Origin of the sequence: Sulfitobacter sp. TMED3 (assembly GCF_002167505.1) — a bacterium.
GTDB lineage: Bacteria > Pseudomonadota > Alphaproteobacteria > Rhodobacterales > Rhodobacteraceae > Sulfitobacter > Sulfitobacter pontiacus.
Window position 1 is genome coordinate 1 of the sequence record NZ_NHBI01000018.1, and the last position, 18,722, is coordinate 18,722.

Sequence of the window (18,722 nt, forward strand, 5' to 3'; positions counted from 1 at the left end):
CGCGATCATCACCCGCTGGTTCATCCCGCCCGACATCTGGTGCGGGAAGGCCGACAGGCGCTTTTCGGGATCGGGGATGCCGACCTGTTCAAACAGCTCGATCGCGCGTTTCTGACGCTCGCGGCGGCCCATGCCAAGATGCACCCGCAGGGCCTCGCGGATTTGCCAGCCCACGGTGAAACAGGGGTTGAGCGATGACATCGGCTCCTGAAAGATCATCGCCAGATCATTGCCGACGATCTTGCGACGCGCCTTGGCGTCCATCGTCAGCAGGTTGTGCCCGTCAAAGGTCAGCTCGTCCGCGGTGACGGTGGCGGTCCAGGGCAACAGCCCCATCAGCGCCAGCATCGACACGGACTTACCCGACCCACTTTCCCCCACAATCGCGAGGATCTCGCTTTCGTTCACGTCCTGGTCGACACCGTCCACCGCCCGGAACTTGCCCGAGGCCGTGGCGAAATCAACGCTTAGGTTTCTGATACGCAAAAGTGTCATGGCTCAGCTCCGTTTCAGTTTCGGATCAAGCGCGTCGCGCAGGCCGTCACCCATGAGGTTGATCGCCAGCACGGTCACAAGGATCGCCACGCCGGGGAAGGTCACGACCCACCAGGCGCGCAGGATGAACTCGCGCGCTTCGGCCAGCATCGTGCCCCATTCAGGTGTAGGCGGCTGCGCCCCCATCCCCAGAAAGCCCAAGGCCGCGGCATCAAGGATCGCGGTCGAGAATGACAGCGCGGCCTGCACGATGATCGGCGCAAGGCAGTTGGGCAGCACGGTGACAAACATCAGCCGCAAGATCCCCGCCCCCGCCACGCGGGCCGAGGTCACGTAGTCTTTTTGCCGTTCTGACATGACGCTGGCGCGGGTCAGGCGCACATAGTGAGGCTGCAATACAATCGCGATGGCGATCATCGCGTTGGTCAGCGACGGCCCGAGGATCGCCACCAGCACCAGCGCCAGCAGCAGGGACGGGAACGCCAGCACAATATCCATGACACGCATGATGATGCTATCGACCCATTTGGGCGCAAAGCCCGCGATCAGCCCGATGATGATCCCGCCGGTCGCCGCGATAGAGACAACGACGACCCCCACAAAGAAGGAATAACGCGCGCCCACAATCAGACGCGACAGCATATCGCGCCCAAGCGGATCGGTGCCCAGGATATGGGTCCAGGTGCCGCCCTCTTGCCACGCGGGGGGCTGTAGGGTGGCGGCGCGGAATTGCTCTGTCGCGTCATGGGGGGCGACCCACGGACCGAACAGGGCCAGAAAGGCAAAGACCGCAAAGATCCACAGCCCGATGACAGCGCCGCGGTTTTCGCGGAAGTAGAACCAGAATTCGCGCAAGCGGCCCGGACGTTCCTGGACCATTGCGGCTTCGGCAGAGAGTGCGTCGTCCATGTTATCGCTTTCTGATTTTGGGGTTGATGACGCCGTAAAGCATGTCGACGGTCAGGTTTACGACCATCACCATCACAGCAATCAGCAGCAGCCCGCCCTGAACCACGGGGTAATCGCGGCGGAAAATACTATCGACCATCCACTTGCCGATGCCCGGCCAGCTAAAGATGGTTTCGGTCAGGATCGCACCGGCCAGCAATGTGCCGACCGACAGACCAATCACGGTGATCACGGGGATCAGCGCGTTGCGCAGGGCGTGGATGCCGTTGATCCGCCCCGGAGACATGCCCTTGGCGCGGGCGGTGCGGATGTAATCCTCGCCCAGAACCTCCAACATGGCCGACCGCGTCTGGCGTGCGATCACGGCCAGCGGGATTGTCCCCAGCACAATGGTTGGCAGAACCAGATGGCGCACCGCTGACAGGAACGCCCCCTTCTGACCCGACGCCAGACTGTCGATCAGCATAAAGCCGGTGGGGTTGGGGAAATAATACAGCAGATCAATCCGCCCCGACACAGGCGTCCATTGCAGGTTGCCCGAAAAGACAATGATCAGCAGCAGCGCCCACCAGAAGATCGGCATCGAATAGCCCACCAGCGCCGTGGACATCAGCGCCCGGTCAAAGAATTTGCCCCGGTTCACCGCCGCAATCACCCCCGCCGGAAGGCCAAGGGCGATGGCAAAGATCATCGCGCAGACCGCCAGCTCAAGCGTGGCTGGGAAGAGCGTAAAGAATTCGTCGAACACCGGCCGCTTGGTGACAAAGCTATTGCCCAGATCGCCCTGCAGCACGCCGGTCAGATAGTCCCAGAATTGCACATAGATCGGCTGGTCATAGCCGAATTGCTTGGCCAGTTGGGCATAGCGTTCATCAGAGATGCCGCGCTCGCCCGCCATCACCTGGATGGGGTCGCCCGGCAGCGCGCGGATAAACCCGAAGGAGATCAGCGTCACCCCGATGAAGGTCGGGATGAACGTCAGCAGTCGTCCCAGAACATAGTTCAGCATTTTATCACCATCAGCTCTTTGGGGAAGTTGGTCAGCGTTTCATAGCCGTCGTCGGTAATCAGCACGTCATCCTCGATGCGCACGCCGAAATTTCCGATCTCGTAGAGGCCGGGTTCATTGGTGTAAACCGTTCCGGCGGGTAAAGTCATGTGGTTGCCCCGCATGATATAGGGGGCCTCGTGGACCTCGCGGCCCAGACCGTGGCCGGTCTTGGTGCGGATGCGGTCCCCATAGGGCGAGGCTTCCAGCACAGAGATCACGGCATCGTCGATGTCATGGGCGGTCACCCCCGCGCGGGTCACGGCAAGCCCTGCCATATTGGCGCGCAGCACGGTGTCATAGACATCGCGCCCCTCGTCGGTGACGTGATCCAGAAAAACGGTGCGGGTAATGTCGGCGGCAAAGCCGTTCTTGCGCGCGCCAAAGTCCAGCAGCAGCGCATCGCCCGCCTTGACCGCGTAATCCTCGCGCGCATGGGCATGGGGCCGGGCCGAGCCATCCGCGGCGGCCACGATGGGACCAAAGGACAGGTCGTCCGCCCCTTCCGCGAAAAGCGCCTGCACCAGCGTCTGTTCGATCTGCTTCTCGCTCTGGCCCAGTTTGACGCTGTCCAGCGTGCGTTGAAGGGCGCGTTCGGAAATGCCGATCGCCGCGCGCAGGGCGGCGATATCCTCGGGGGTCTTGATCATCCGCAGGGCAGAGATTTCACGCTCTGCATCGGTGATGGTCAGATCGGGCTGTGCCTGTTTGAACGCATGGTGCACGAAGACGCGCATCACCTGCCCTTCGACCGCCAGCGACGTGATGCCCAAATGCTGCGTCAGAGCGGCAAATGCATCGGCATAGCCGGTCTGGTCGCGCCAATCAAACACCGCGCCATCAAAGCCGACCGTGTCCCAGCTCCCCAGTTCAAGGTTCGGCAAGAGCACCGCCGCAGGTTTATCCGCAGGGATCACCAGAACAAAGGGGCGTTCGTGGCTCATGAAGCTTTGGCCGACAGCGCGCGAGAAATTGGGCCCGGGCACCAGCGCCACGGCATCGACGCCCAGATCGGCGGCCACAGCGGCATAGTCGGCAAGACGTTGAGAGAGGTTCTTTGACACGGGGGCTTGCGCCTTTCGTTAACGTGGCCGGGGCCTAGAATAGAGGAAGGGACGGCGCGATATGCACCGTCCCCATTGCTTTGTCATCGCTGTTATTGCGACAGGCCAACCTGGTTGAAGATGTGGCCACCCAGCGGGTGCACAACATAGTTTTCAACTTCGGGGCGCATTGGCATGTAAACAACCGAATGCGCGATGGTGGCCCATGGGGCTTGGTCCTTGAAGATTTCCTGCGCTTTTTCATACAGCGGCGCACGCTCTTCTTGTGTTGGCAGAACCTTGGCTTCCTGAACCAGCGCGTCGAATTCCTCGTTGCACCATTGTGCGCGGTTGGATTTCTCTACGCCGTCACAGCCCAGCAGAACCGCGAGGAAGTTGTCGGGGTCACCGTTGTCACCTGTCCAACCCAGCAGAACGGCACCATCGCGGTCTTTCGCTTTGGAACGCTCAAGGTATTCACCCCATTCGTAGGACACGATCTCTACGTCGACACCGACCTTCGAGAAGTCTTCCTGCATCAGCTCGGCCATACGGCGGGCATTGGGGTTATAGGGACGCTGGACCGGCATCGCCCAGATTTTCAGCGTCAGGTCGGATACGCCTTCGGCTTCCAGCGCGGCTTTCGCGGCTTCCGGATCGTATTTGTCGTCCTCGATCGCGTCGTTATAGGACCACATTGTCGGCGGCAGCGGGTTCTTGGCGATTTCGCCGGAGCCCTGGAACACCACGTCGATGATCGCTTGCTTGTCGATCGCCATGTTCAAGGCTTTACGCACATTGGCGTTGTCGAACGGAGGCATCTGCGTGTTGTACGCCAGATAGCCCACGTTCAGGCCCTCTTGCTCCATCACGACGATATCTTCGGCGTCTTTCATCGCCTGCACGTCCGCAGGGTTCGGATAGGCCATGACGTGGCATTCGCCCGCTTGTACCTTCTGGTAGCGCACGGAGGCGTCCGGTGTGATCGCAAAGATCAACGCTTCGACTTTCGCCGGGTCACCCCAGTATTCGTCGTTGCGCACGTAACGGATCACGGCGTCTTTCTGGTAAGCTTGGAAGGTGAACGGGCCAGTACCGATAGGCGCCTGGTTCAGCATTTCCGGCGTGCCGGCTTCCAGCATCGCGTCGGCATATTCCTTGGACACGATCGAGGCAAAGTCCATCGCCATGTTGGCAATGATCGGCGCTTCGGCGCGGGTCAGGTTGAACTGAACGGTGTAATCGTCNACNTTTTCGATGCTTTCGATCAGATCAGGCATCGACATCGCACCGTAGTATTCCCAGGTGCCNCCCGATACTTGGTTGTAGGGGTTGTCGGCGTTGCCCTGACGGTCAAAGCTAAAGATCACGTCATCGGCGTTAAAATCGCGTGTGGGCGTGAACTGGGCGTTGCTGTGAAACTTGACGCCTTTGCGCAGCTTGAACGTCACGGTCTTGCCGTCTTCGGACACNTCCCAGCTTTCGGCCAGCGCGGGAANGGTTTCGGTGGTNCCGACCTTGAATTCCGCCAAGCGGTTGTAGATCGGGTGGCTGGACGCATCAAAGGTCGTGCCTGCGGTNTACAGGGCCGGGTCAAAGCCTTCTGGCGACCCTTCCGAGCAATAGACCAGCGACTGCGCCTGCGCCGCAACGCCAAGCGTGCTCAGCAGCAGGCCCGTGGCCATGATTTTCTTGAAAGACATTCGATTTACTCTCCTAGTTGGTAAAGTGTTATCTCCCCACGGCCTCTCTGGGCCGATGAGGGCGATAGGGTTAACGCCTGAGGGGTAACATTTCGCGCGAGCTCTCTGCTGGCGCGGCCTCACTCTGTCCGATTTCCCCGGACTTATCGTATTTCATGCGACCGACCCATAAGATGCGGGCCTGCCGGTCTGTTCTGTTGGCCCAGCAATGGGGCGTNGTACCCAGATAATGCAGGCTGTCGCCCGCCGTCATCAGATACTCCCGTTCGCCAACCATCTGCGAGATCTCACCCTCAAGGATATAGATGATCTCTTCGCCAACATGGGTCACCGTTTCGGATTCATAGCCGGGCGGCACGTTCATCACATAGGATGTCATCTCGTGGCCCGCGCGTTCGGCACCGATCTGTTCATATTCAATCGACGATCCTGCCACCGCGAAACGGGGCCGTGCGGCACCGCGGGTCAGGCTGTCGACCGTGCGCGGGGTCCGCACGAAAAAATCCGCATCAACGTCAAGCGCGGCAGCGATCTGGCTCAGCGTGCCAAGCGTCGGTGTCGCGTTGCCGCGTTCCACNTGGCTCAGATAGCCCACCGACACACCGGAGGCCGACGACAGCTGCTGCAATGTCATCGCCATCCGATGACGCTGCATCCGCATGCGGTCGCCTAATCCCTCTGGCGGCGAAAGCGCCGCCGCCTGTATCGCAGTTGTTGACAAATAATCCCCCGAAGCACGCTTTGGCGTATCTTGGCGCTCAGACTGTCGCGCAACTTTGTTTACGTCAACAATAAAAATTATTGTCAGAGTGAAAACAGAGCCCTTGGTCGCGACGTCACCTGACCTCNNTTACACCGGACCCTCCCCCCGAAAGCGCCCCTGTGATTCTATTTATACGTGCGCATCCACGCAGTCCAGTTTCTGCACATTTTTTAGGCAAAAGCTAGAAAAACAATGCAAACCGCGCGATGAACACCTGTGCNCAGTTGCAACAATCGGTCCCGCACCACACGCTTGATCTATGGCTATCTCTTTACCCCTGCTGGTGTTTACCGACCTTGATGGCACGTTGCTGTCACATAGTTCCTATCGCTGGGATGCGGCCACCCCGGCCTTGAATACATTGCGCAAAATCGGGGCCGCAGTGGTGTTGGCGAGCTCGAAAACCGCGCCCGAGATCGCAGAGATTCGCGCCGAACTGGCATGGGATCACTGCCCCGCGATCATCGAAAACGGTGCCGGTATTTTACCGCCCGACAGCACCGACACGCCCAAAACGGACAGTTACGTGCGCCTGCGCCAAACGCTCGACAGCCTGCCTGCGGAGCTGCGCGACCCGTTTTGCGGGTTCGGCGATATGACCGTGGCGCAGATCGCACAGATCACCGGCCTGTCGCATAATGACGCCGCCAACGCGGCAGAGCGGGCCTTTTCCGAACCCGGCATCTGGTCGGGCAGCGCCGAGTTGCGCGGCGCATTTATCGACGCCCTGCACGATCACGGCATCCATGCCCGTGAAGGGGGACGGTTTCTGACCCTTTCCTACGGGCGCACCAAAGCCGACCAGATGGCCGCGCTGACCGACGCCTTTGCGCCGCGCCATACGCTGGCGCTTGGCGATGCCCCCAATGACATAGAGATGCTGCAAGCAGCCGAGTTTGGCGTCATTGTCGCCAACCCGCACCGCGACCCCCTGCCCCCGCTGCCCGGTGAGGACACCGGCAGGATCATCCGCACCACGCTCCCCGGCCCTGCCGGATGGAACGGTGCCGTGCTGGACCTGATCGCGCGGCTTAACCTGAACTAAGGAATGACAAAGCATGGCTGATTTTCATCAAAACGGGAATATCGCGACCCTGCACAATCTGCGCACCCGCTCGCTGGACGAAATGACCTACGAGCTCGAGACGTTCGCCCAGACCCGCAAAATGGCGCTGATCCTGCCTTGCCTCTATTCCGAGCTAGAGACCGAGGCGATGCCCCGCATTCTGGCCGAGCTGTCCAAGGTCACCTATCTGCACCGCATCATCATCGGTCTGGACCGCGCGGACGAGGCACAGTTCCGCCATGCGAAAGAGTTCTTCAAGGGCCTCAACCAGAACCACATCGTGATCTGGAACGACAGCCCGCGGATGCTGGCGCTTGGCGCGCAGCTCAAAGACATGGGCCTCGCCCCCGCCGAACAAGGCAAGGGCAAGAACGTCTGGTCCTCGCTCGGCTATCTGATCGCCTGTCAGGACAGTGCGGTGATGGCGATCCATGATTGCGATATCGTGACCTATACCAACGACCTGCTGGCGCGGCTGATCTACCCCGTCGCCAATGCGAATTTCCCCTATCAGGTCGCCAAAGGCTATTACGCGCGGGTGGGCAGCGACAAGCTGAACGGGCGGGTCACGCGGCTGCTGGTCAGCCCGCTGCTGATCGCGCTGAAAAAGGTCGTGGGCGACCGTGACTATATCGACTACCTGCGCGCCTTCCGCTATCCGCTCTCGGGTGAATTTGCCATGCGCACCAATATCTTGCCCGATCTGCGCATCCCCTCCGACTGGGGGCTGGAGATCGGCGTGCTGTCAGAGGCATGGCGCAACCTCGCGCCGAAATCCGTCTGTCAGGTCGAAATCGCCGACGACTATGACCACAAGCACCAAGATCTGAGCGAGGCCGACGCCGATGCGGGGCTGAACCGCATGTCCACCGACATCTGCAAGGCGATTTTCCGCAAGCTGGCGGCAGACGGCACCGTGTTCACGCCCAATGTCTTTCGCACGCTCAAGGCGACCTATTATCGCTGTGCGCTCGACCTGCTGGATGCCTATTACAACGACGCCAAAATGAACGGGCTGAGCATCGATCGCCACAAGGAAGAACGCGCGATCGAGCTCTTTACCGAGAATATCATGCGGGCGGGACACTTCTTTCTCGATAACCCGCACGAGACCCCCTTTATCCCCACGTGGAACCGCGTCCACGCCGCCGCGCCCGAGTTCCTTACCAATCTGCGCGAGGCCGCCGCAGCGGATGACGCCGAATACACCTAGCTAGGGGCCGCGCGGGCGGCGGGGTCAGAACCGGTTGGTGATCCACATGCATTGATAGGGGGCCAGCGTGATGTGATCCGCGCTGGCGTCAATCAACTCACCGCTGAACAGGTCCTGCCACGGTTGATCCTCGATCAGGTTCAGCGCCGCCGCCGAAATCGCGACAGAGGCGTCGCTGACGTTATGCAGCGCAAAGATCGACTGTTTGCGGTCCAGACTTTGCCGCCACACGCCGAACACGCGGTCATCTTGCAGGTTCACGGTGAATTGCGTCGCATTGGGGTGAAACGCCTTTTGTTTCTGCCGCACCTTTAGCCGCGCCGACAGATCGCCCAAAACGCGCGCCTGCGCGCTGGACGCATCGGCCAGCCGGTCGCGCAAGCTCGGATAATCCCATCGGTGTCGGTTGATCGCGCGGCTCATCCCGCGATGTTCGACCTGCGCGTGATCATTGGGCGTCGCCAGCATGGCGTGGATGTAGAAGGCGGGTATCCCCTCCAGCGACATGACGATGGTCTGCGAACAGATGAACCGTGCATGATGATGGTCATCCTCGCCCTTAAAGGTCCGCGACAGCGCGTCGTAAAAGGTCGTGTTCAGCTCGTACGGGCTTTGCCCGCCGTCGGGCAGGCTGCGCATCGACACCAACCCGCCAACCTGTAGCACCGTATCAATGACCTGTTGTTTTTCATCCTCGGGCAGCAACCCTTCGGCGGGGCGCATGCCGATCCCGTCGTGACTGGCGGTAAAGTTCAGATAGGCGCAACCCATGGGGGCCGGCGGCATCGTGCGTTGCCAGCGCCTCAGATGCGCCCCATTGCCCGACATCATCGCATGCAAGATCAGCGGCGGCAGCGGGAAATTATAGATCGCATGGGCCTCGTCCCCTGCCCCGAAATAGCTGAGGTTTTCGGCCTTGGGCACATTGGTTTCGGTCAGCAGGATGATCTTTTCCGGCGCATAGTCGCACAGCAAACGCATCAGCCGGATAATCGCATGGGTTTGCGGCAGGTGGATCGACGGGGTGCCGATCTGCTTCCACAAGAACGCCACCGCATCCAGCCGGATGATCTGCACGCCATTGTCCACATGCAGGCGGATGATCCGCAAAAACTCAAGCAGCACCTCGGGGTTGCGGAAATCAAGGTCGATCTGGTCATGGCTGAAGGTGCACCAGACATGGCGCGGGCCGCTTGAGGTTTCTACCTCTTGCAATAGCGGCGTCGTGCGCGGACGCACCACCTCGCGCAGATCATCCTGCGGCGAGGCTTCGAAAAAGAACTTGTCATAGGGGGCCTGCCCCTGACGGTAGGCGTTGAACCAGTTCCCCTGGCTCGACACATGGTTCAGCACCAGATCGGACATCAGCGTGAAATCGGCGGCGATGCGGTTGATATCAGGCCAATCCCCAAGCTGCGGGTTCACCGCGCGAAAATCGGAGACGGCAAACCCGTCGTCAGAGGTATAGGGGAAGAACGGTAGGATATGCACGCTGTTCAATGTGCCGCGCAGGTAGCGATGCAAGAAGTCGTTCAACAAATCCAGCGGCTTATGCGCCCCGTCCACGATAGAGTTGCCATAGGTGATCAGCAGCGCGTCACGTTCCGACCAAAGCGTATTGCCGGCAATCCGGCCTCTTTTGCGGCGGGTTGTCTCCTCGGGCCAGAAGGCATCAAGCACCATGCTGGAAAGGATGTCGGCATCCAGATCGGGATAGACCTCTGCCAACACCGCGCTGAGCCGAGAGCCGAGAGAACGGGCACTGTCCGTCATGATGTCCTGCCTTGCCTGAATATCCTTTCCCAAAACCCTAACGCAGCCGCGCCGGTGTGACGAGCAGCCAAAAGCGGCGCCCCCATAATCCTGTCGCCGCAGCCCCCTGCGGCGCGTTTTGAGGCAAGCTGCACAATCTTGAAGCATTGCGCAGATTGAACGCCCGCAGATCTACAGGCCCCGCTTTTATGACGCGTACCAAAGCCAGCACGCCCAGCGCGCGCCGTCATCTACTGCAGCGCGTGTGGTTTCTCCCTCCCCTTCTGCATGGCGTCTGGCACAGTTTCACCGTGCACCGTGTGCCGCGCACGCCCGGCCTGCTTAGAGCGGTAAAGCGCCGCATCGGCGTCCGACAGGACATCTTCGGCCACGGCGTTCTGCCCCGCTTTAACCCATATGCTGCCGACGCTGGCGGAGACCCGGCACGCCGCGCCATCAAATCCGATCGGCCATTCCAGTCGCGTGATGATCCGTTCGGCGACCTGTGCCAGATGCGCGCTGCCGGTAACCCCAGGCAGCAGCAGGGTAAATTCGTCACCGCCGACGCGGGCGACGGTGTCGATGTCCCGTGTTGCCTCCACCATGATCCGGGCCGCGGTTTGCAACACGTGATCCCCCGCCGCATGGCCCAGGCTATCGTTCACCGCCTTGAAGTAATCCAGATCGATCTGCATCACGGCAAACCCCTTGTTCCCCGCGACAAGCCGGGACAGCACGTGATCCATCGCGCGCCGGTTTTTCAAGCCAGTCAGCGTATCGGTGAACGCTTGTTCCTCCGCCGCGATCTTTGCGACCTCAAGCTTCTGGTTCAGCGCACGCGACGCCGCCATCGCCGCCGATTTCGCCTCCATCAGATAAAGCATCTCGACCGCGAGGTCGGTCGGCGCGAAATCGGCATTGCTCAGGCGATGGGTGCGGACGCCGTTCAGGATCGATATCCCGAATGACAGGTTTATCAGACAGTCGGTTTCCGAGCTTTCCATCTGTTCGGTGCCACAAGGCAGCGGGACCAGAACCCCCTTAAAAATCTGCTCGGGCCGGTCGTGCAACGCCAGATGCAGCTTGCGCCCCGCCATCGGGCGAATTTGCGCAATACTGTCGGCCATATTCGGTCGGCGCATGACAAACTGGTCGAAAAAATTGCTCCCGATCCAAGTGCCACGATGGCGCAGTTTGTGGATGGTGGGGCCCACATGCCGGATACGTCCGCAGGGCTGCACGATCACATGCATCGGGCATAGAACATCTAATGCCGCCTCATAAGCTGCCCCTACTGTCACCCGCGTGCACCCAGATCAAAGCTGCGCCCCTGCGCGTAGTGCCGGTCAATAATCGTGACGGTAATCACCTCCCCCTCCGGTGGGGCGGCTTTGCAATCAAGCAGGGCCAATGTGCCATAATCATCCGCAATCACCCGCATCACGCCCATCATCACAAAACCAAAGCCTTGCACTTTCCCGCGACACGTTAGCGTAAAGCGCCAGTCATCAAGCTGCGCGACCTCCATCTGGGGCAGTTGCAGGTCTTCCACGGCGAGGGTGGCACGTTCTGGCAAGTCGTTGAGCGAATGCAAGAACTCTTCAAAATCATCGCCGCCAAAGCGCAGCAAGCGCCGCACGCCTTCGCGGTCGGGGTTGGACACAAGCCAGGCACCCAGATCTTCCAGAAGATCGGGGATCGCGCGTTTCATCACGGCAGACAGGCGGTTGATAACCCGCGGCGTGATGGCATCGTCATAGGTGAGCATCGGTTCGAAATCCGCCGTGCCCATAACGGCGCAAAGATCGGCGCGCAGGGCGACCTGCGCCCAGACACGGTGGCCAAAGCTATCCAGCACAAACCGTTGGATCGTATGGTTGATCAGCCCGTGCATCGCGCCCCTTTCCGCCGTTTCACGGGGAAGATGGCGGAGGAGAGTTAACAAAGGCCGAAGGCTAAACCTCCGCCGCGGCGGAATGCGCTTTGGTTTTGTCTCAAATGCAATCTAGCTGTCAGCCCTGCGGGTCATGCCTCTGCCCGTCCAGCCACGCCGGCAGATGGCCGATGTCGGGCAGCACCACATCGGCGGCCCCTTCCAGGTCCTGACGTGTGGCCAGCCCCGTCAGCACCGCAACGCAGGCCATACCCGCCGCACGGCCCGCCGCCATATCGTGCAGGCTGTCCCCGATCATCGCGACTTCACACGGGTCCACCCCCACGGCTTTGGCAAAGGCCAAAAGCTGCCCGGGCGTGGGCTTAGCACCGTGGCCGCTATCGAAACCTGCGATAAAGTCAAAATATCCGGTCACCCCCGCACCGCCCAAATGCGCGCGGGCGGGCGCTTCGGCGTCATTGGTGGCGACGCCAAGCACCAGCCCGCGTGCCTTGAACGCCTCTAGCAAGGCAATCAGCGGCACCGCCTCTGCCTGAGGGGCGTTTTCGGCCTCGTGGTTCAGCAGGTCCAAGAGATCCGTCTTCGCCATCTCGGCCACATGGGGGGCCAGCGCATCGACGACCTCCCCCGGCGTGCCCGCAATAACGATGCTGTCGGGCGAGAATTTTTGCGTCCCGTAATCAAAGCCGATCTGCTGCCCCAGCAAAGCCGCTCTCTCTCCGTCGCCCTTGCTGATCCGGGTCAGGAAAGCATTGGCCCATGCCTCCCATGTGGCGGCGAAGTCGAACAGGGTTCCGTCTTTGTCGAACAGCAAGGCTTTGATCATTTTCAGGTCCAATTCATCTGCGCGCCACCCGGAAGCGACTGACGGGCTTGCATGATACGATCGTAAGGGATGTTCACCGTATCACAAAACGCCGTGACCCAGGCGTCATCCATCATGATGAAATCCAGCACCGCGCCAAGAAACACCGGATCACCGGCCTGCGTGCGCAGGTCTTCGGCAGATGCGCCCGTTGATCCCATAAAGGTGGGCATCAGGTCTTCGTTCGCGGCCAGCCAGGCCAAGGCCTGCAGGGCGACCGTCTCGGCGGCATCTTGCTTCATCATATTAATTTCCATCACGGTTTCCCAAACGAAACCCTTTGTTAACCAATCACGGCAACAAAGGGCGCTTAAGCCAGTTACACGTGAGTGGAGAATGAAGACAAGTGCCCGGTAAAGTCCTGATTGTGGATACGGTTGCGACCAACCGCATCGCGTTGAAAACCAAACTCACGTCCGCCTCCTACGAGGTATGGCAGGCGTCCACCGTGGCCCAGGCGGTCGACATCTCGCGCCGGTCGGGGCCTGATCTGGTCATCACGGCGCATCATCTGGACGGGCAGGATGCGACGGCCCTATGCACCATGCTCGCGGGGTCTCCGCGGACGTCACGGATACCTGTCTTTGCCTTGGCCGATGGCGGTGGCGCGGCACTGTGTTTGCACCTGCTGGCGAATGGCGCACAGGAAGCGATGGTCAAACCTGTCTGCGACAAGCTGTTTCTGGGACGGGTGCGCAGCATGATACGCGCGGGCCACGGGGCCAGCCCCACGGCCATGCGCGACGCGATGTGCCCCCCGCTCGGGCTGGAAGAAACCGCCGCCACNTTCACCCGCCCGGGCACGTTCCAGGTCGTCAGCCATGACAAGGCAGAGACACAGGTGCATGTCACCCAGCTACGCAAACGTCTGAGGGGGGCAGTCANCCAGACGACCATCCGCGACGCTTTGACCGGTATCCGGCAGAACGCGCTGCCCGATGTCTTCATCCTGACCCTGACCGGTNTCGAAACGCGCGACGAGGCGCAACTGCGCCTGATCTCGACCCTGCGGGCGAATACGACGACGCGGCACTGCGGTATTCTNGTGCTNCAATCGCGCCCCCACCCCGCCGGTGCCGCCCATGCGCTGGATCTNGGGGCCGACGACCTGATGCAGCATGGCTTTGATATCGANGAACTTTCGCTGCGGCTGACCGGGCTTCTGGCGCGCAAACAGCAGGGTGACACGATCCGGCGTGATGTCGATACACGCCTGCGCGAAGCGGTTTTTGACCCGCTGACAGGGATCTACAACCGCCGTCACGCCCTGTCAGAGGTCGCGCGGCTGGCCGTGCGCACCCGCCGCAAAGGGATACCGCTGGCCGTGATGCTGGCAGACATAGACCACTTCAAACGCGTGAATGACGCTTTCGGCCATGCCTCGGGGGACGCCGTGTTGGTCGAAACGGCACGCCGGNTGAAATCATGTCTGCGCCCGCTCGACGTTGCCGCCCGCATCGGAGGGGAGGANTTTTTNCTCATCCTCCCGGGCATCACAGAGGCAGAGGCCACCCGGATGGCCAAACGCATNTGCGAAGCCTACCGCACGACGCCATTTACCATCCCCGCCAGCGCGCAGCCTATCCATGCCACGATCAGCATCGGGCTATGTACCGCACAGCCTGAAACCAGCGACGCCTTCCCCGCCCCACTTGATGCCTCGGCCATCGCGGCAGAGCTGATCGACCGCGCGGATCAAGCTTTATACAGTGCNAAACACCGCGGGCGCGATCGCGTCGGTCTNATCNGGTCAGCGGCGTGAAATCATCCTCTCCCCACGGTTGCAAAGCCGGAAAAATGCCGCCACTCTCGCCGCGATANGCNTGCACATCCGGGGCGTATCCCCCTGATCCNCGACAAAGGCTTTGCCATGCTGCCCGATAAACCGATGACCGGTATTGCCATGATGCTTGGCTTTTGCATCGTTGCCCCTGTGGGTGATGCGATTGCGAAACTGCTGGGNTCGTCCGTGCCGCTGGGTCAGGTCGTGTTTATCCGCTTTGCCGTGCANTTGCTGATCTTGCTGCCGCTNGTGCTGCTGACGGGNAGGCCGCTGGCGATGCGGGGCCGAACGCTGTGGCTCGCCTTTGTGCGCACAGTGCTGCATGTCATCGGGATCGCGATGATGTTCACCGCGTTGAAATACCTGCCGCTGGCCGATGCTGTGGCGATTATCTTTGTNATGCCCTTCTTTATGCTTCTGCTCGGCAAATACGTGCTGGGGGAAGAGGTCGGCACCCGCCGGCTTCTCGCCTGTATCGTCGGCTTTTGCGGCACACTGCTGGTGGTGCAACCCAGCTTTGCCGAGGTGGGCTGGCCCGCATTGCTCCCCGTNGGCGTAGCGCTGAACTTTGCGCTGTTCATGCTGGTGACACGGCAGATCGCGAAACACACCGACCCGATCAGCCTGCAAACGNTCAGCGGGTTTATGGCCGTGGTGATACTGCTGCCCTTGCTGGGTCTGGGTCAAACCGTAGCGGTGCCCGCCTTGGGCTGGCGCGTCCCTGACGCAAACGCCTGGATGCTGCTGATCGCAATCGGCNTCCTTGGCAGCGTGGCACATCTGCTGATGACATGGTCNTTGCGCTACGCCCCCTCGGCCACGCTGGCACCGATGCAATATCTCGAAATTCCCGTGGCGACGCTGGTCGGGTTGATCGTCTTTGGCGATCTGCCCGATGCGCTGGCGGCGCTCGGGATGGGGATCACCATGGCCGCCGGTCTCTATATTATTCTGAGGGAGCGGGCCACGCAGCGGCGTCTGGCTGCAGCAGCGATTGTGCAACCTGCGGAATGAGCACCCTGGGCACCATCACNAACGCAGCGGGACGATCGACCCTAAGGGTCGCGGGCCCCGTCGCACGGTTCGATGTNCCCAANCGNCCCAGCGGCGAAAGCTCTAGCCCGTCAAGCGGCCACTCAAGCCCGCTGCTTTCCCCGTGGACCGCCGCCAGCGGGTATATCGACACCACATCCCCCGCCCGCGTCGGCAGATCAAGCCGGGGCGGCGCGAGGAAAATCACCTGCTCTCCGGCGATGAGCAGGCAACGCTGGTGCGGATGCCGCGCCAAAGAGCTCAGGGCGGCAAGCTGATGGTCCACGCGCCCGCCCGAAAACCCCACCGCCACGATCAACGGCGCGGCCACCGACCGCAGCGCCTTGTCGAAATCGGTGGTTTCCTGCTCTGCCAGTTTGAACTGCCGCGCGNGCGGGATNTGCGACAGGGTCTCGGGCGTGACGGAATCGAAATCGCCCACCAGCGCCGCGATCTCTACGCCTGCGTCGCGGGCCAGATTTGCCCCGCCATCGACCGCCACACACATCGGGGCAAGCTGCAACGCCTCGTTCAGGTCGTTCGGGCCGGGCTGCCCGCCCCCAATGACGGTGACAGGGCTGCGGCTTGCCACAATGGTTGTTTTCACGCGGTTTTACCTCAAATTGGAAACAATGCCGCAATTTTGACATTAAATGATACGTTGCAGGGCACAGATTCGAGCCGAATTGGTCTTGAACCTTATGGTAAACAGTAAGCTGCAAATAGGCAGAGGACGACCATCCGATGATGAATAACAACAAAATTCTGACGGTCTCATACGGCACTTTCTCGTGCACGTTGGAAGGCTTTGACGATTCATTCGGCACCATGAAGGCCATCGCAGAGTATTTCCGCGACCTGTCGTCGGAGGATCGGTATTTCGGTGCGGAACCCGCACAGCCCGATGCGGAGATGCTGGCCCATATCGCCCAGAAAGAAATCTCGCGCCGCGTCGAGGCGCGCCAGCAGGACGGTCAGATCGTCCTGAGCGCGCAGACCCCGGAAGAACCCGCAGCGCCAGCGCAGCCCACCCCTGCGCCTGAAGCCGCCGAAACACCCAAGGCTCCTGCCGCGCCGCAGCCGCAGGTCAGCAGCACCGCTGCCGGTCCGTCGGTGGTGTCAACATCCTTCGCGCCGCGCCGGCCCAAGGAAATCTCTGCCTATTATGACGCATACCGCATCAACGCGCTGAAATCTGCCGAGGCAGAGGCCGCACCCGCGCCTCAGGCCGAAGCCGCCGCACCGCGCGACGAGGTGGTCAGCCGTGAAGTTGCCGCGCCAAAGCCCGAAGCAACGCAAGCCGAAGCGGCCCCTGCTCCTGCGGCACCGGCCGCCGAGGTAGATATCGTCCCCGGCCAACCCGACGAAGATGTCGAAGCATTTTTCGCCGACAGCCCGCGCAACGAGGTGACCGTCGACGACCAAGACGCCGAGATCCAGCCCGTTGCAGCCCCTGTCGTCGATAGCATCGCGGCCAAACTGCAGCGCATCCGCGCCGTGGTCGCCAATCAAGACGCCCCCGCCGCACCGCAGCCTCAGGTCTTTGACGACGAGGACACAATCGACGCCGAAGATAGCACCGACGATGTCATCGCGAACGCGATCAACGACATTGAGGGCGCGCTGGACGCCGACGATACGGTCGAAAATATCGCACAATCTTCCGACCTCGAAGCTGAAGCTGAAGAAGACGTTACCACTGTACAAGAGTCCGAAGAACAGCACGAAGACGTTGCGGCTGATGAAGTGGCAGAAGCTGACGCCGCGCAGGTTGAAGCTGTGGAAACGGAAGAAGCCGAAGAAGACGCAGCGCCCCGTGGTCGCGTACTCAAGGTCAAACGCGCCGACATCGACCGTGCCATCGCCGAAGGCGAGCTGGAAGAGGTCGAAGAGGACGCGCCTGCGGTTCTGGAAGAGCCTGAGAAGCCCGCCCTGCGTATCCAGCGCGACCCCGAATCGACGCTCTCTGACGAGGACGAAGAAGATCTGGCCCGCGAGCTAGCCGAGCTTGAGGCAACATTGTCCTCCGCCGCTGCCGACACGCTGACCGACGCGCCTGAGGACGCCGAAGAAGCCGTCGCCGTTGAGGACGACGCGCCCCAAGATGAGACCGCCAAAGAAGAGACCGCCAAAGAAGAGACCGCCAAGGAAGAGACCGCCAAGGAAGACTCGCAGGAAGACACGGCCCAAGAAGAAACCCTCGACACTGATGTTTCCGAGGATGACGCCGAAGAGGTACAGGCCGAGGTCCAAGCCGAAACCACGGCAGAGCCCGCAACGGAAGCCCCCAAAGCCGCCCCGCAACGCCGCAGCCTGCCAACGCTCGACGCGGACAGCGGCCCGGATATGAACCGTTTGCTGGCGGAAACCGACAACCAGATGGACGAACCCGAAGCCGCCACACGCCGCGACGCGATCACCCATCTGCGCGCCGCCGTGGCCGCGAAAAAGGCCGATATGGCCCTTGGTGCGCCCGATGCTGCGGAACGCGAAAACAACGCCTACCGCAGCGATCTGGCCGAGGTGGTCAAACCGCGCCGACCCGCGTCCACCACGGCCCGCACCGAACGCCCCGCCGAACCGCGCCCTGCCCCACTGAAACTGGTAGCGGCACAGCGGATCGACACGGACCAGCCGCGCAATGTGGCCCCCGTACGCCCCCGCCGCGTGGCCGCAGTGGCCCCCGCGCCGGTGCCGCAAGCCGGTGGCTTTGCCGAGTTCGCCGAAGAAATGGGCGCGACCCAGCTTCCCGACCTGCTGGAGGCGGCCGCGGCCTATATGGCCTTTGTCGAAGGCATGGACGATTTCTCGCGTCCGCAGTTGATGAACACCGTCCGACAAGGCGGTGCCGAGGATTTCAGCCGCGAGGAAGGTCTACGCTCCTTCGGTCAGCTGCTGCGCACCGGTAAGCTGCAAAAGCTGGAAGGTGGCCGCTTCAAGGCCTCTGAACAGATCGGGTTCCAACCGGATGCACGCGCCGCTGGCTAAGCGGGCAAGACAGGATAACCGAAACGAAAAACGGCCCCCGAGGGGGCCGTTTTTTTATGCGATAATGATGGTGTGCAAGCCTATACGACGTGCAGGCGAAACGGGTTATTCTGCGTCGTGATCCGCGTTCGGATCAGCCTGACCGATCCCCTTGAACACAAATTTGAA

At 61.3% G+C, this 18,722-nt stretch carries 17 protein-coding genes; 5 read left to right on the forward strand and 12 right to left on the reverse strand.

From position 1 onward, the window contains the following. From CBB63_RS05645 to CBB63_RS05670, 6 genes are all read right to left on the reverse strand, one after another. On the reverse strand, positions 1 to 495 hold a 495-nt coding region (locus CBB63_RS05645; protein WP_286698462.1), incomplete at its 3' end, for an ATP-binding cassette domain-containing protein. Positions 496 to 498: 3 nt separating this feature from the next. Then, positions 499 to 1,404, reverse strand: coding sequence for an ABC transporter permease subunit (locus tag CBB63_RS05650; protein WP_009826587.1), 906 nt, complete (start codon positions 1,402 to 1,404; stop codon positions 499 to 501). Between the two features lies 1 nt (position 1,405). After that, positions 1,406 to 2,413 carry an ABC transporter permease subunit gene (locus tag CBB63_RS05655; RefSeq protein ID WP_005852501.1) on the reverse strand — a complete coding sequence of 336 codons (1,008 nt, stop codon included), beginning with the start codon at positions 2,411 to 2,413 and terminating at the stop codon, positions 1,406 to 1,408. Beyond that, positions 2,407 to 3,516, reverse strand: a complete 1,110-nt coding sequence (locus tag CBB63_RS05660) for a M24 family metallopeptidase (protein WP_286698463.1) — start codon at positions 3,514 to 3,516, stop codon at positions 2,407 to 2,409. The genes CBB63_RS05655 and CBB63_RS05660 overlap by 7 nt, the downstream gene beginning before the upstream one ends. 92 nt (positions 3,517 to 3,608) lie before the next feature. Beyond that, positions 3,609 to 5,198: an ABC transporter substrate-binding protein gene (locus CBB63_RS05665; RefSeq protein WP_286698464.1), complete on the reverse strand. Its 1,590-nt coding sequence runs from the start codon at positions 5,196 to 5,198 to the stop codon at positions 3,609 to 3,611. A gap of 70 nt (positions 5,199 to 5,268) precedes the next feature. Further along, on the reverse strand, positions 5,269 to 5,859 hold the full coding sequence (locus CBB63_RS05670) for a helix-turn-helix domain-containing protein (protein WP_286698465.1): 591 nt from the start codon (positions 5,857 to 5,859) through the stop codon (positions 5,269 to 5,271). Positions 5,860 to 6,220: 361 nt separating this feature from the next. Here CBB63_RS05670 and CBB63_RS05675 point away from each other — a divergent pair, with 361 nt between their 5' ends. Beyond that, complete coding sequence (locus tag CBB63_RS05675) at positions 6,221 to 7,006, forward strand: HAD-IIB family hydrolase (protein WP_286698466.1); 786 nt, start codon at positions 6,221 to 6,223, stop codon at positions 7,004 to 7,006. Between the two features lie 13 nt (positions 7,007 to 7,019). Further along, positions 7,020 to 8,240, forward strand: coding sequence for a glycosyltransferase family protein (locus CBB63_RS05680; RefSeq protein ID WP_009826582.1), 1,221 nt, complete (start codon positions 7,020 to 7,022; stop codon positions 8,238 to 8,240). Between the two features lie 24 nt (positions 8,241 to 8,264). Here CBB63_RS05680 and CBB63_RS05685 read toward each other — a convergent pair whose 3' ends face one another. The 5 genes from CBB63_RS05685 to CBB63_RS05705 form a co-directional block, all read right to left on the reverse strand. Further along, a complete protein-coding gene (locus CBB63_RS05685; RefSeq protein ID WP_286698467.1) occupies positions 8,265 to 10,013 on the reverse strand; it encodes a sugar phosphorylase in 1,749 nt (582 codons plus the stop codon). Between the two features lie 230 nt (positions 10,014 to 10,243). Then, on the reverse strand, positions 10,244 to 11,245 hold the full coding sequence (locus CBB63_RS05690) for a GGDEF domain-containing protein (protein WP_491383057.1): 1,002 nt from the start codon (positions 11,243 to 11,245) through the stop codon (positions 10,244 to 10,246). A 44-nt stretch (positions 11,246 to 11,289) separates the two neighbouring features. Further along, the gene (locus CBB63_RS05695) at positions 11,290 to 11,886 is read right to left on the reverse strand and encodes a heme NO-binding domain-containing protein (protein ID WP_037943858.1); all 597 of its coding nucleotides are present in this window, start codon (positions 11,884 to 11,886) and stop codon (positions 11,290 to 11,292) included. A gap of 118 nt (positions 11,887 to 12,004) precedes the next feature. Beyond that, the gene (locus tag CBB63_RS05700) at positions 12,005 to 12,712 is read right to left on the reverse strand and encodes an HAD family hydrolase (RefSeq protein ID WP_286698469.1); all 708 of its coding nucleotides are present in this window, start codon (positions 12,710 to 12,712) and stop codon (positions 12,005 to 12,007) included. 2 nt (positions 12,713 to 12,714) lie between these two features. Next, complete coding sequence (locus tag CBB63_RS05705) at positions 12,715 to 13,008, reverse strand: DUF3572 domain-containing protein (RefSeq protein ID WP_009826578.1); 294 nt, start codon at positions 13,006 to 13,008, stop codon at positions 12,715 to 12,717. A 110-nt stretch (positions 13,009 to 13,118) separates the two neighbouring features. Between CBB63_RS05705 and CBB63_RS05710 the strand changes: the two genes are divergently transcribed. Together CBB63_RS05710 and CBB63_RS05715 are read left to right on the forward strand one after the other, a co-directional pair. Beyond that, entirely contained in the window at positions 13,119 to 14,513 is a 1,395-nt protein-coding gene (locus tag CBB63_RS05710; protein WP_502695864.1) for a diguanylate cyclase domain-containing protein, read from the forward strand. A 108-nt stretch (positions 14,514 to 14,621) separates the two neighbouring features. Beyond that, positions 14,622 to 15,548 (forward strand): DMT family transporter, encoded by a 927-nt coding sequence (locus tag CBB63_RS05715; RefSeq protein ID WP_286698471.1) that lies wholly within the window; start codon positions 14,622 to 14,624, stop codon positions 15,546 to 15,548. On the opposite strand, the gene CBB63_RS05720 is transcribed toward CBB63_RS05715, so the two are convergent. Continuing rightward, entirely contained in the window at positions 15,481 to 16,173 is a 693-nt protein-coding gene (locus tag CBB63_RS05720; RefSeq protein ID WP_286698472.1) for a thiamine diphosphokinase, read from the reverse strand. The two genes, CBB63_RS05715 and CBB63_RS05720, sit on opposite strands and share 68 nt — an antisense overlap. A gap of 137 nt (positions 16,174 to 16,310) precedes the next feature. Between CBB63_RS05720 and CBB63_RS05725 the strand changes: the two genes are divergently transcribed. Beyond that, positions 16,311 to 18,554 (forward strand): midas domain-containing protein, encoded by a 2,244-nt coding sequence (locus CBB63_RS05725; RefSeq protein WP_286698473.1) that lies wholly within the window; start codon positions 16,311 to 16,313, stop codon positions 18,552 to 18,554. Positions 18,555 to 18,722 lie beyond the last annotated feature (168 nt).